Genomic DNA, 13,228 nt, shown 5'->3' with positions numbered 1-13,228 from the left:
TCAGGAGAGTCTAGCGTTCAAGCCAGATAAGGGAGGCGAACCGACCGGTGCGCGGGCTGCGCCGGTAGGAAAAGAAGCGTGGGTCGGTGACGGTGCATAAACCGCCACCATATACAGCAGTGACACCACGCGCAGCCAGGCGCAGGCGCGCCAGCTGGTAGATATCGGCCATGTACTTGCCGGGGTTATGGCTGGGTACAAAGGCCTCGGCCGTGGCTGGCAGTTGCTGCATGAAGGCTTCACGCACTTCGGGGCCGACTTCAAAGGCTTGCGGGCCAATGGCTGGGCCCAGCCAGACGAGTACTTCGTCGGGTTCGGCATTCAAGCTTTCGAAGGCAGTTTCCAATACACCGGCCGCCAGCCCGCGCCAACCGGCATGGGCAGCCGCCACGCGGGTACCGGCGCGGTTGCAGAACAACGCGGGCAGGCAATCGGCGGTCATTGAGGTGCAGGCGACGCCGGGCGTGCTGGTCCAACTGGCATCGGCTTCAGCGATACGCGAAGGTTCAGCCTCCACCACGGTTATCCCATGAACCTGGCGTAACCAGGCAGGCTGGATAGAGAAAGCATCGGTGAGGCGGCGGCGATTCTCAAGGACAGCCTCGAGACTGTCCTCAACATGATCACCCAGGTTAAGGCTGTCGAACGGCGCCAGACTGACGCCGCCCGCACGGGTGGTGACGCAAGCTTTGACTCCCGACGGCGCGGGCCAGTCAGGAATCAGCCAGCCATTCACCCGACAAACGCCTCGCGATCCTGCTTGAGCAACGACAACAACCAGACCAGATCGTCCGGCAGAGGCGATTCCCAGCTCATCCGCTTACCGCTCGTCGGATGATCCAGTTCCAGGAAACGTGCATGCAGTGCCTGGCGCGGGAAGGTTTTCAGCGATTCAACCATGGTCTGGCTGGCCGCTGGAGGAATACGGAAGCGACCACCGTAGGCCGGATCTCCGACCAACGGGAAGTTGATGTGCGCCATATGCACGCGAATCTGGTGCGTGCGGCCGGTTTCCAGCTTCACCCGCACATGCGTGTGGGAGCGGAAACGTTCGAGCACACGGTAGTGGCTGACGGCCGGCTTGCCGCCTTCCATCACCGCCATACGCTGGCGCTGCTGGCCGTGCCGGCCGATCGGGGCGTTGATCTTGCCACCCGCCACCACCACGCCGATCACGATGCATTCGTAGATCCGGCTGACACTGCGGGCCTGCAATTGTGTGACCAACTGCGTCTGCGCCTGAATGGTCTTGGCCACCACCATCAAGCCGGTGGTGTCCTTGTCCAGGCGGTGCACGATGCCGCAGCGCGGCACGTTGACGATGTCCGGCACGTGGTGCAACAAGGCATTAAGCAAAGTGCCATCAGCGTGCCCGACCGCCGGGTGAACCACCAGGCCTGCAGGTTTGTTGATGACCAGGATGTCATCGTCTTCATAGACGATATCCAGCTCGATGTCTTGGGCGACCCATTCTCCCTGGGCTTCCTGCTCGGCAGTCAGCTCAAGAATCGCACCGCCATGGACTATGTCTCGCGGGCGGATAACCGCTCCATCCACAGTCAGGCGGCCGTCTTTGATCCAGGCGGAAAGGCGCGAGCGCGAGTGCTCAGCGAATAATTGTGCGGCGACTTGATCGAGGCGTTGGCCGCCCAATTCGGACGGCACCTCTGCGCGAAGTTCAATTTTATCGGACATGCTCAGACTAGGCGTGGCACAGCCTTTGGTTTCGGCTGCGCGCTTGTGGTTAAATACGGCGTCTTTTGCCCCGAGGCTTTCAACGGGGCGCTCATCATAACAGGACGGCCCCGCCCAAGACAGCGGCCGTCATAGGGACGCAAGCCGCCATGCAAGTGAAACACCTGCTGCTGATCGCCATCCTCGCCATGACTGCTGCTTGCTCGTCAACAAAGGAAGTCGTCGACGAAAACCTGAGCGAAGTCGAGCTGTATCAATTAGCTCAAAAAGACTTGGACAATAATAGCTACACCAGTGCCACAGCCAAGCTGAAGGCCCTGGAGTCGCGCTATCCGTTCGGGCGCTACGCCGACCAGGCACAGCTTGAGCTGATCTACGCCAACTACAAGAACGCGGAGCCGGAAGCTGCCAAGTCCGCCGCCGAGCGTTTTATCCGGCTTCACCCGCAGCACCCGAACGTGGACTACGCCTACTACATGAAGGGCCTGACCTCGTTCGACCAGGACGTTGGCCTGCTGGCGCGCTTCCTGCCGCTGGATATGACCAAGCGTGACCCTGGCGCTGCCCGCGACTCCTTCAACGAGTTCGCCCAGCTCACCAGCCGCTACCCCAACAGCCGCTACTCGCCGGACGCCAAGCAGCGCATGATTTACCTGCGCAACCTGCTGGCGTCCTACGAGATTCACGTGGCCGACTACTACCTGACCCGTCAGGCGTATGTAGCTGCCGCCAACCGTGGCCGTTATGTAGTTGAGAACTTCCAGGAAACCCCATCCGTGGGTGATGGCCTGGCGGTCATGACCCAGGCTTACCAGGCATTGCACCTGGATGCATTGGCAACCACCAGTCTGGAAACCCTGAAGCTCAACTACCCGGATTCCCCCAATCTGCAAGACGGCCAGTTCGTGCCTCGTGTTGCGCAAGCGGACAACCGTTCGTGGCTGAGCAAATACACCCTGGGCCTGATCAGTTCCCGTCCACCGCTGCCGCCGGGCGAAACCCGCGCCAACCAGGACGTGATGAAGCAGTTCCAGGACGCCAAGGAAGCCATTCCTTCGGAGCTCAAGCCGCATGACGCCAATGGCGACGTGATCGAAGAAGAAGCACCGCAGGCCCTGGGCAACAATGAAGACCGTTCGTGGTTCAGCTACATGACCTTCGGCGTGTTCGACTGATTGCACACAGCGTCATCAAGAAGGAGCCTCTCGAGGCTCCTTTTTTGTGGGCGCCTTGTTATTGCACTGTGCGCTTGCCACGCGCTTGGCTAAACTGGCGCATTCCCTGTCGAGAAACTGCCCATCATGCTTCGTCTACTGTTCTGGATTGCCGTCATTGCTGCCGCGGTATGGTTCTGGCGCAAATTCAAAAGCCCGGCGGCTAAACAGCAACGCTCCGCCGAGCCGGGCGCGGCCTTGATGGTGCGCTGCGCCCACTGCGGCGTGCACCTGCCACAGGACCGCGCACTCAGTTCAGGGCAGGCGTGGTACTGCACCCAGACGCACCTGGAACAAGGGCCGAAGTCTATCCAGCGTTGATCCGACCGACGGGCGCATACGGCGCCGGGTCGATGATCGGGGTATGGCCCAGCAGCAAGTCAGCAAACAGTTGGCAGGATGCCGGCGCGAGCACCAGCCCATTGCGATAATGCCCGCAGTTGAGCCAAAGCCCTTTGAAACCGGGTACTTCACCGATGTACGGGATACCTTCCGGTGAACCAGGGCGCAAACCGGCCCAGTGGCCTACGACCTCGGCGTCTGCCAGCGCGGGAATCAATTCCACCGCCGACGCCTTCAGGCTTTCCAGGGCCGAGTCGGTCGGGGTCTTGTCGAACCCTTCGTGCTCCAGCGTGCTGCCGATCAGAATGTGCCCGTCACGCCGTGGGATCGCATAACGCCCCTTGGCCAGCACCATGCACGACAAAAAATCCGACGCGCATTTATACAAAATCATTTGGCCTTTGACCGGCTCCACCGGCAGCGACAGGCCCAGCTTGCCGAGTATTTCGCCGCTCCAGGCACCCGCCGCCAGCACCACTTGGTCGCCCAGGATCGGCCCCGCCGGGGTGTTCACACCCACAACGTCGCCACCTTCAATAACGAACCCCTCCACTTCGCACTGCTCATGAAGGGTCACGCCCGGTAACGCCAACAGCGCGGCCTTGAGGGATTTGACCAGACGCGGGTTACGTACGTTGGCCACGTCGGCCATGTAGATCGCCTGGGAATACCCACCACCCAGCACCGGCACGGCATCGTGGGCGGCCGACACATCTACCTTGCTCAACGGCCGGCCTTCGCGGGCAGCCCAGGCCAACGCCTGGGCTTCATCTTCCAGGTCCAGCCAGTAAAGGCCTGTGGTGTGAACCTCTGGATCAACCCCGGTGGCCGCAAACAGTCGCTGTGCCAACTGCGGGTAAAAATCCTGCGACCAATGGGCCAGTGCGGTGACCGCCGGGCTGTAGCGCCATGGGTACAGCGGCGAAACGATACCGCCACCCGCCCAGGAGGACTCCTGCCCCAGCCTGGAGCGCTCCAGCAGCACCACGGACTGCCCCTCGGAGGCGAGGTTGAACGCGGTCAACAAGCCGATAACACCGCCACCGACAATCACCACTTGCTGTTGCTTAGCCATCATTTGATCCAGCCGATAAAAAGGAAAAAGCGCACCCGGCGCCCATTCATCCAGCACTCTCATCATTGTCCCCAGCACGCATGGCGCGACATTTCAGGTATCGCGCCCGGGTTGCTGCGCACGCCGGTGCTGGACAAGCTGAACTCACCGCAAGGGTCATTCGCCATGATGGCGCCCACTGCAGGCGAGGCGACCAGGGTAAATGCCTCGGGGCTCAACGCAGTGCTGATTCTATAGTGATCATTGCCGGCACTGGCGCCGCCTGCATCAATAAAAGTGCCGTGGCGCGTGTAAAAACGCTCGAGGTGCTGCGCCTGCTCAGTCAGCAGTGCAACGATCTGCGCGCGGTAGGCTTTTTTCACCTGCCCGGTATACGCGGGGTAAGCAATCCCGGCCAAAAACGCGATGATGGCGACCGTGCCCAGTAACTCGATCAGGGTAAAACCTTGGCAATCCTTGCCCATTGATATGCTCCTTACTATTGAAGTTGTCGCCATAGAACTCTATGAACGTTCAGGCCTCCCTCTGCCTGTGCATAGACCGCCTCCAGCACCGTGCGCACCTGGCCACTGCTCCCAACTGCGGTCACGCGGTACAACGCGGCCGGTGTTCCGGCAGGCAAACCCGCCAGCTCCACGCCCATCCCCAGGGATTGCACGCCATACAGGCCGCCTTTCAGGGCAACCCAAGTGACAGCCGAAACAGGGTGTGTGCCAGCCGCTACGACCCACGCCGACTCCACCGGCGGCGCACAGGTGCTGATTGCCCGACACACCGGCAGTGTCGCGCCAGCCCGTCGGATCACCGACTCACCCAACCGCAGGCCACTTTCGGCGCTTTGGAATGACTGGTTTCGATGCCAAACGCTGCCGGTAATCTTTTGTTGGGACACCGCCCCTTGCATCGATGCCAGGCCGATCAGTGACAGCACCAGCAGAAACACCAGGCTGATCAGCAACACCATGCCGGTTTGCCGCGCAAAAACACCGTGATGATTGAACATGCGCCCTACCCCAGCCGGTTTCGCAAGGCTGCTACCACGCTGTAGGCCTGATCTTTCACACGCCCGGTCGGGTCTTGCAGCGTCATGCGCAGGCGTACGCTGCGGATCAGCGATTCATCCGTCGGGCGGGCGTCATAGCGCGCTACCTGAGGTGAACCTGGTTTGCCTGCCACGCCGAAACTGATGTCGAAGGCCTGCACGTTGTCCAACAGCACCGCCTTGGCCGGCGCCGCAGGGGTACTGACCTTCAGTTGCCCAGTTTCGAAGGTGTAGGTGAGTTGGCGCAGCGCAAAGCGGAGCTGCCCCGGCATCGGTGGCGGTGAATTCCCCGCGTAGGCCTGGGCCGTGCCGAGGCAATCAGAGAGCACCGTCCAGTCTGGCGTGCCGCCCTCGCCTGCAACCTGGGCGGTGACCAGCGTCAGCGACCAGGCGCTGCCTGCAGAATCCCAGCCGAGAGGTCGATCAAAGGCTGGCGGTGCGTTGTCGATAGAGGCTGTCGCCAGGCAGCCGAACATGCCTGTCTGGCGGATATCCTGGATCATCCTGCCCAGCACAAACCGCGCATCATCCTGCAGCACCATGGCGGCCTGTTGGCTGGCGTGAGTCGCGCGAGCGCTGATCGCCACCTGGCTGACACCCAGTACCAGCAGCAACCCGACCGCCAGTGCGAGCAACAACTCCACCAGGCTGAAACCACGCACAGAGCGTCTCATTGAAGCGCCTGCGGTTCGCCGGCAATGCGGCTTGTTAGGGTGAAGGTTTCCCGCGCCCCACGAGTATTTGCCCCACGGGAGTCATCCCAACTGATGCTCACGGTTACCTCGCCACCGCTGATCACCACCGAGCCTTTGGCGTCGCCGCCGCCGAAGCCGATGATATTGGCTTCGAAGTCATGCAGGTCCAGGTCCCGCACGCTGGCCGTCGAGGTACTGGCGGGAGCGCTTTGCATGAGTGCCCATGCGTAGTCGGCGCCGGCGTTGGCGCGGATTCGATCGAGCATATCGTAGGCAATGAAACTGGCCTGGCTGGTCATCCTTGCACTGTCGGTGTACTTGAGTGCATTGAGCTGGGTCACTGCGGCGCCCAGCAACCCGACGGCGAGAATCAACACCGCCACCAGCACTTCGATCAAGGTCATGCCGGTTTGCTGTCGAGGCAGTGCGCAGGGGAAAAGTTTGTTCGGGCAGGCAAGCATTACCGTCGTCATCCGTGTCGAAGGCCAAAAAAAAGCAGCGCAGCACTGCTGTACGAGCCAAGACTAGCGCCGGTTTTTACCCCGCGCCGCAATCGGAACAAAGGGAAATACTTTGGACATAAAGGCCATCATCCAACCCCGCCGCCGGGCGCTATACCTAGGTCTCCAACCCCATTTTCACCCTTGCCCATGGAGGGACAGACTATGCAACAACGCGGTTTCACCCTGATCGAACTTCTGTTCGGCCTGTTACTGGGTGGCATCCTGGTGACCGTGGCAGTGCCCGCCTTCAAGGATTTGCTTGCGTCGCAGCAGCAACGCAGCGCGGCACACTCGCTTGCCGAAGGCCTGCGGTTGGCGCGCACTGAGGCAATCACCCGCAATCGCGCAGTGATCATTCAGGCGCTGGAGAACGATTGGAGCCGAGGATGGCAAGTCATCGTGGATACAAGCGGGCGCGGTGAGCCGGGTACCGACAACCCGATACTGCTGGAACGGCAGGGCAATGGGCGCGTGATGGTGGCGGGCAATGGGCCAGTCAAGAACCAGGTACGCTTCAGCGGGCTGGGTGAGCCGGTGTTTGCGGGGGGTGGCTTCCGTGCCGGTACGGTGCACATCTGCGGCACCGACCCGGTACAGAGCCGCTATCAAGTGGTGCTGGCGCCCAGCGGGCGCATCAGCCTGCGCAGTGAGGCCACCGAGCAGGCGCTGTGCGGCCCCGGCACCGTGGCACTCAGAGCAGCGAGCGAACCCGCAGCTCTTTGGGCATCGAGAACGTGATGTTCTCTTCGCGACCGGCCAATTCATCCGCGCCGGTAGCACCCCAGGCCTGCAATTGCTGGATCACGCCACGCACCAAAACTTCTGGAGCCGAAGCACCCGCGGTGATGCCGATGCGCTCAACGCCATCGAACCAGCTGCGCTGCATGTCTTCGGCGCCGTCGATCAGGTAGGCCGGCGTGGCCATGCGTTCCGCCAGTTCGCGCAAGCGGTTGGAGTTGGAACTGTTGGGGCTGCCCACCACCAGGACCACATCGCACTCGTCGGCCAATTGCTTGACCGCGTCCTGGCGGTTTTGCGTGGCGTAGCAGATGTCGTCCTTGCGTGGGCCGCCAATCGCCGGGAAGCGTGTGCGCAGGGCATCGATCACACGGCTGGTGTCGTCCATCGACAGCGTGGTTTGGGTCACGAAGGCCAGGCGATCCGGGTTTTGAACCTGCAACTCGGCGACGTCTTTTTCGTCTTCCACCAGGTAGATAGCACCGCCATTGCTGGCGTCGTACTGGCCCATAGTGCCTTCGACTTCCGGGTGACCGGCGTGGCCGATCAGGATGCATTCACGGCCGTCGCGGCTGTAGCGCGCGACTTCGATATGGACTTTGGTCACCAGCGGGCAAGTGGCGTCGAACACCTTGAGGCCACGGCCGGCCGCTTCGGTGCGCACTGCCTGGGACACGCCGTGGGCACTGAAGATGACGATAACGTCGTCCGGCACCTGGTCGAGTTCTTCGACAAAGATAGCCCCGCGTGCGCGCAGGTCTTCAACCACGAATTTGTTGTGGACGACTTCATGGCGCACGTAAATCGGCGGCCCGAACACTTCCAAGGCGCGATTGACGATTTCGATCGCCCGGTCCACACCGGCGCAGAAGCCACGGGGGTTGGCGAGTTTGATTTGCATGCTGTGCCTCGTGTCTTGCAGGGCAAGAAATTGGATCAACTCAACTCTACAGGAGTGAGCCCCTGTGGGAGCCGGGCTTGCCCGCGATGCAGACGACCGGGTGTATCAGGTACACCGAGGTGATGCTATCGCAGGCAAGCCAGCTCCCACACAAGCCGGCCCCATAAGCGCCGGTTTCGTCAGTCAGAGCGCTTTAACGTCGATGATTTCAACGTCAAACGTCAAGGTTTTACCGGCCAACGGGTGGTTGAAGTCGATGGTCACTTGCGCGTCATCGAAGGTTTTAACCACGCCGGGCAGCTCGGTGTTCGCCGCATCGTTGAAGATCACCAACAGGCCTTCCGACAGGTCCATGTCCTGGAACTGCGAGCGCGGAATGATCTGCACGTTTTGCGGGTTGGGCTGGCCAAAGGCGTTTTCCGGCAGGATCTGCAGGGTGCGCTTGTCGCCGGCCTTGAAACCGAACAGTGCCGCTTCAAAACCCGGCAGCAGGTTGCCGTCACCGACCTTGAAAGTCGCCGGGGCTTTGTCGAACGTACTGTCGACCGTGTCGCCATTCTCCAGGCGCAATGCGAAATGCAAAGTGACTTCCGTGTTCTGGCCGATGCGTTGCTCAGCCAATACCTGATCAGTCATTGACGGTCTCTCCGGTTTTCTTGCTTTTGAACATATCCAACGCCAGCATGATTGCACCGACGGTGATGGCGCTGTCGGCAAAGTTGAACGCCGGGAAATACCAGCGGTTCTGCCAATGCACCAGAATAAAGTCGATCACATGGCCCAGGGCAATGCGGTCGTACAGGTTGCCCAGCGCGCCGCCCAGCACCAGGGCCAGGGCGATTGCCAGCCAGGTGTCATCGCGGCCCAGGCGCTTGAGCCAGACCACGAGCACCGCACTGACCACCACGGCGATCAGGGCAAACAGCCAGCGCTGCCAGCCGCCGCTGTCAGCCAGGAAGCTGAAGGCGGCGCCGGTGTTGTAGGCCAGGGTCCAGCTGAAGTAGTCAGGAATGACCACGATTTGCTGGAACATCTGCAGGGTGCCTTCGAAATGAGCCTTGCTGACCTGGTCAATGACCAGAACCAGCACGCTCAGCACGAGCCAACCCAGACGTCCGAAACGGCTGGATTCAGGCATGCTTTCACTAGGCATAGTGGCGAACCTCGCCAGCACCGCTGATGTTGTCCACGCAACGACCGCAGATTTCCGGATGCTCCGGGTTCACGCCGACGTCTTCACGGCAGTGCCAGCAACGGGCGCACTTGGGGAAGGCCGACTTGACCACTTTGAGCTTGAGGCCCGGTACTTCGGTGGCCACTGCGTCCGCAGGGGCCTGGGCAAACGGTGCCAGGCTTGCAGTCGAGGTGATCAGCACGAAGCGCAGTTCGTTGCTCAGCTTGGCCAGGTCGGCGGTCAGGCCTTCCTCGGCAAACAGGGTGACTTCGGCTTGCAGGTTGCCGCCGACGGCCTTGGCCGCGCGCTGAACTTCCAACTCCTTGTTCACCGCAACCTTGACGGCCATTACGCCTTCCCAGTACTCGCGGCCCAGTTCGAAGTTGGCCGGCAATTCGGTCAGGCCTTCGTACCAGGTGTTGAGCATCACCGACTCGTTACGCTCGCCCGGCAGGTATTCCCACAGTTCGTCGGCGGTGAAGGCCAGGATCGGTGCGATCCAGCGCACCAGCGCTTCAGAGATGTGGTACAGCGCGGTCTGCGCCGAGCGGCGCGCCTTGCTGTTGGCGCCGGTGGTGTACTGGCGGTCCTTGATGATATCGAGGTAGAAACCACCCAGCTCCTGCACGCAGAAGTTGTGGATCTTGGAGTACACGTTCCAGAAGCGGTATTCGCCGTAGTGTTCCTGCAACTCGCGCTGCAGCAACAGGGTACGGTCCACGGCCCAACGGTCCAGGGCGAGCATGTCCTCGGCCGGCAGGATGTCGGTGGCCGGGTTGAAACCGGTCAGGTTCGACAGCAGGAAGCGTGCGGTATTACGGATGCGGCGGTAGGCATCGGCGCTGCGGGCCAGGATCTGGTCCGACACGGCAATTTCGCCTGAGTAATCGGTCGACGCGACCCACAGACGCATGATGTCGGCGCCCAGGGTATCGTTGATCTTTTTCGGCTCGATCACGTTTTTCAGCGACTTGGACATCTTGCGGCCCGTCTCGTCGACGGTGAAGCCGTGGGTCAGCAGTTCGCGGTAGGGCGCATGGTTGTCGATGGCGCAGCCGGTCAACAGCGAGGAGTGGAACCAGCCACGGTGTTGGTCCGAGCCTTCCAGGTACAGGTCGGCACGCGGGCCGGTGGCGTGGCCCATCGGGTGCGAACCGCGCAGCACGTGCCAGTGGGTGGTACCCGAGTCGAACCACACGTCGAGGGTGTCGCTGATCTTGTCGTACAGCGGCGCCTCGTCGCCCAACAGCTCGGCAGCGTCCAGCTTGAACCAGGCTTCGATGCCTTCCTGTTCAACGCGCAGCGCCACTGCTTCCATCAGCTCGACGGTGCGTGGGTGCAGCTCGCCGCTTTCCTTGTTCAGGAAGAACGGGATCGGCACGCCCCAGTTACGCTGGCGGGAGATGCACCAGTCCGGGCGGTTGGCGATCATCGAGTGCAGGCGCGCCTGGCCCCAGGCCGGGACGAACTTGGTGTCTTCGATGGCTTTGAGCGAGCGCACACGCAGGGTGTCGCCGCTGGTCGGCTCTTTGTCCATGCCGATAAACCACTGCGCGGTGGCGCGGTAGATCAGCGGGGTCTTGTGACGCCAGCAGTGCATGTAGCTGTGCTTGATCGTTTCGGTGTGCAACAGCGAACCGACTTCGCGCAGCTTGTCGATGATTGGCTCGTTGGCCTTGAAGATGAACTGGCCGCCGAAGAACTCCAGCGACGGCGCGTACACGCCATTGCTCTGCACCGGGTTGAGGATGTCGTCGTTGACCATGCCGTAGGCTTTGCAGGTCACGAAGTCGTCCACGCCGTAGGCTGGCGCGGAGTGAACCACACCAGTGCCCGAACCCAGTTCCACGTAGTCAGCCAGGTAAACCGGCGACAGGCGGTCGTAGAACGGGTGACGGAAGTTGATCAGCTCCAGCGCGGTGCCGGTGGTGGTGGCGATGACCGAACCTTGCAGCTCGTAGCGCGCCAGGCAGGCCTCGACCATTTCTTCAGCCAGCACCAGCAGGCGATCACCGACGTCCACCAGGGCGTAGGTGAATTCCGGGTGCACGTTAAGCGCCTGGTTGGCCGGGATGGTCCACGGGGTAGTGGTCCAGATCACGATCGCTGCAGGCTTTGGCAGGCTCGACAGGCCAAAGGCTTGGGCCAGCTTGGCGTCGTCGGCGATCGGGAAGGCCACGTCGATGGTCGAGGACTTCTTGTCTTCGTACTCGACTTCCGCTTCTGCCAGGGCAGAACCGCAGTCGAAGCACCAGTTCACGGGCTTGAGGCCCTTGAACACGAAACCGCCTTTGACGATCTCGGCCAAGGCACGGATTTCACCGGCCTCGTTCTTGAAGTTCATGGTCTTGTACGGGTTGTCCCACTCGCCCAGCACGCCCAGGCGGATGAATTCGGACTTTTGCCCTTCGATCTGCTCGGTGGCGTAGGCACGGCACAGTTCGCGGGTTTTATCCGCGCCCAGGTTCTTGCCGTAGGTCACTTCGACTTTGTGCTCGATCGGCAGGCCGTGGCAGTCCCAGCCCGGAACATAAGGCGCGTCGAAACCCGAAAGAGTTTTCGAACGCAGGATCATGTCCTTGAGAATTTTGTTCAGCGCATGACCGATGTGAATCGTGCCGTTGGCATAAGGAGGGCCGTCGTGCAGGACGAACTTCGGACGATCCTTGCCAATTTCGCGCAACTTTCCGTACAGGCCAATACTGTCCCAGCGCTGCAGGATCTGCGGTTCGCGCTGTGGCAGGCCGGCCTTCATTGGGAAGGCGGTGTCCGGAAGGTTTAGCGTGGCTTTATAGTCGGTCATTTAAGGCTCTTCGGTTAGCGATGGGCGCTAGGTGCGGCTAGTGCACGGGCGGCGGCGACATCCGCATTGATCGCCGTTTTCAACGCCTCAAGGGAGGCGAAACGCTGCTCTTCACGCAGCTTCTGGTGGAAAACCACCGTTAAACGCCGGTCATACAAATCACCGGCAAAATCCAAAAGGTGAACTTCCAGGTGGGCCTTGCCATCACCTGCAACCGTGGGCCTGACGCCTATGTTGGCGACTCCCGGCCACGATTGGCCGTCGATGTCGACACTCACCAGGTAAACCCCGGTGAGTGGCACACGACGACGCTTGAGTTGCACGTTGGCGGTTGGCGTGCCCAGTTGGCGCGCCAGCTTCTGGCCGTGCAATACCCGCCCGGCAATGCGGAACGGGCGACCGAGCAAACGCTCGGCCAAGGCGAAGTCGGCAGCCGCCAGGGCGTTACGCACCTGGGTGCTGCTCACGCGCAGGCCGTCCAGTTCGACGGTTTGCGCGGCTTCGACGGTAAAACCTTGATTCACACCGGCGTGTTGCAGGAAGTCGAAATCGCCGACGCGGTCGCAGCCGAAACGGAAGTCGTCGCCGACCTCCAGGTGCTGCACGCCCAGGCCATCCACCAGGATGCGGTCGACGAACTCGGCGGCGCTGAGGCTTTGCAAGCGCTGGTTGAAAGCCAGGCACAGCACACGGTCAACGCCCTCTTCAGCCAGCAGTTGCAGCTTGTCGCGCAGGCGGGCCAAGCGGGCCGGCGCCGTCTCGGGGGTAAAGTATTCCCGCGGCTGTGGCTCAAAAATCACCACGCAGCTGGGCACGCCCAACTCGACCGCACGTTCACGCAGCCGGCCCAGGATAGCCTGGTGGCCACGGTGAACACCGTCAAAGTTGCCAATAGTGGCGACGCAGCCCCGATGCTCGGGGCGCAGGTTGTGGAGACCTCGAACCAGCTGCATAACGCGCTTCTTGCTCATAAAGTGGTCGATTATAACCACACCCGGCCCCGGACGACAGGCAACAGCGCAGGCCAAATGGATCGAATCGATAAA

General features: G+C 61.6%; 15 protein-coding genes. 3 read left to right on the top strand and 12 right to left on the bottom strand.

The window, feature by feature from the left end; all coding sequences use genetic code 11:
* Positions 1-10 precede the first annotated feature (10 nt).
* Positions 11-736 (bottom strand): peptidoglycan editing factor PgeF, encoded by a 726-nt coding sequence (gene pgeF / locus PSH96_RS04040; protein WP_305457674.1) that lies wholly within the window; start codon positions 734-736, stop codon positions 11-13.
* Positions 733-1,695: a 23S rRNA pseudouridine(1911/1915/1917) synthase RluD gene (gene rluD / locus PSH96_RS04035; protein WP_017137596.1), complete on the bottom strand. Its 963-nt coding sequence runs from the start codon at positions 1,693-1,695 to the stop codon at positions 733-735. The genes pgeF and rluD overlap by 4 nt, the downstream gene beginning before the upstream one ends.
* Before the next feature lie 149 nt (positions 1,696-1,844).
* Between rluD and PSH96_RS04030 the strand changes: the two genes are divergently transcribed.
* Together PSH96_RS04030 and PSH96_RS04025 are read left to right on the top strand one after the other, a co-directional pair.
* Positions 1,845-2,870, top strand: coding sequence for an outer membrane protein assembly factor BamD (locus PSH96_RS04030; RefSeq protein ID WP_305457672.1), 1,026 nt, complete (start codon positions 1,845-1,847; stop codon positions 2,868-2,870).
* Between the two features lie 126 nt (positions 2,871-2,996).
* A complete protein-coding gene (locus PSH96_RS04025; RefSeq protein WP_305457670.1) occupies positions 2,997-3,230 on the top strand; it encodes a PP0621 family protein in 234 nt (77 codons plus the stop codon).
* On the opposite strand, the gene thiO is transcribed toward PSH96_RS04025, so the two are convergent.
* The 5 genes from thiO to pilV all read right to left on the bottom strand — a co-directional run bounded on the left by thiO (position 3,217) and on the right by pilV (position 6,524).
* Positions 3,217-4,326, bottom strand: a complete 1,110-nt coding sequence (gene thiO / locus PSH96_RS04020; RefSeq protein ID WP_305457668.1) for a glycine oxidase ThiO — start codon at positions 4,324-4,326, stop codon at positions 3,217-3,219. The genes PSH96_RS04025 and thiO overlap by 14 nt on opposite strands.
* Positions 4,327-4,388: 62 nt before the next feature.
* Positions 4,389-4,790 (bottom strand): type IV pilin protein, encoded by a 402-nt coding sequence (locus PSH96_RS04015; RefSeq protein WP_056859098.1) that lies wholly within the window; start codon positions 4,788-4,790, stop codon positions 4,389-4,391.
* Between the two features lie 14 nt (positions 4,791-4,804).
* Positions 4,805-5,329, bottom strand: a complete 525-nt coding sequence (locus tag PSH96_RS04010; protein ID WP_305457665.1) for a PilX N-terminal domain-containing pilus assembly protein — start codon at positions 5,327-5,329, stop codon at positions 4,805-4,807.
* Positions 5,330-5,334: 5 nt separating this feature from the next.
* Positions 5,335-6,042: a prepilin-type N-terminal cleavage/methylation domain-containing protein gene (locus tag PSH96_RS04005; protein ID WP_305457663.1), complete on the bottom strand. Its 708-nt coding sequence runs from the start codon at positions 6,040-6,042 to the stop codon at positions 5,335-5,337.
* Positions 6,039-6,524 carry a type IV pilus modification protein PilV gene (gene pilV, locus PSH96_RS04000; RefSeq protein ID WP_305457661.1) on the bottom strand — a complete coding sequence of 162 codons (486 nt, stop codon included), beginning with the start codon at positions 6,522-6,524 and terminating at the stop codon, positions 6,039-6,041. Before pilV ends, PSH96_RS04005 begins: the two co-directional genes overlap by 4 nt.
* A 204-nt stretch (positions 6,525-6,728) precedes the next feature.
* On the opposite strand from pilV, the gene PSH96_RS03995 reads away from it, so the two are divergent.
* Entirely contained in the window at positions 6,729-7,304 is a 576-nt protein-coding gene (locus tag PSH96_RS03995; protein WP_305457659.1) for a GspH/FimT family protein, read from the top strand.
* Here the strand turns inward: PSH96_RS03995 and ispH are convergent.
* The 5 genes from ispH to ribF form a co-directional block, all read right to left on the bottom strand.
* A complete protein-coding gene (gene ispH / locus PSH96_RS03990) occupies positions 7,258-8,205 on the bottom strand; it encodes a 4-hydroxy-3-methylbut-2-enyl diphosphate reductase (protein WP_017137605.1) in 948 nt (315 codons plus the stop codon). The genes PSH96_RS03995 and ispH overlap by 47 nt on opposite strands.
* Before the next feature lie 183 nt (positions 8,206-8,388).
* On the bottom strand, positions 8,389-8,826 hold the full coding sequence (fkpB, locus tag PSH96_RS03985; protein WP_010213263.1) for an FKBP-type peptidyl-prolyl cis-trans isomerase: 438 nt from the start codon (positions 8,824-8,826) through the stop codon (positions 8,389-8,391).
* Positions 8,827-8,833: 7 nt separating this feature from the next.
* On the bottom strand, positions 8,834-9,343 hold the full coding sequence (gene lspA / locus PSH96_RS03980; protein WP_305457656.1) for a signal peptidase II: 510 nt from the start codon (positions 9,341-9,343) through the stop codon (positions 8,834-8,836).
* Positions 9,344-9,350: 7 nt separating this feature from the next.
* Complete coding sequence (gene ileS / locus PSH96_RS03975; RefSeq protein WP_305457655.1) at positions 9,351-12,182, bottom strand: isoleucine--tRNA ligase; 2,832 nt, start codon at positions 12,180-12,182, stop codon at positions 9,351-9,353.
* A gap of 14 nt (positions 12,183-12,196) precedes the next feature.
* Complete coding sequence (gene ribF, locus PSH96_RS03970) at positions 12,197-13,135, bottom strand: bifunctional riboflavin kinase/FAD synthetase (RefSeq protein ID WP_016971190.1); 939 nt, start codon at positions 13,133-13,135, stop codon at positions 12,197-12,199.
* Between the last annotated feature and the right edge of the window lie 93 nt (positions 13,136-13,228).

Source organism: Pseudomonas sp. FP2338 (genome assembly GCF_030687515.1).
In the GTDB taxonomy this organism is placed as follows: Bacteria; Pseudomonadota; Gammaproteobacteria; order Pseudomonadales; family Pseudomonadaceae; genus Aquipseudomonas; species Aquipseudomonas salomonii.
This window is presented reverse-complemented; position numbering and strand designations above follow the sequence as displayed.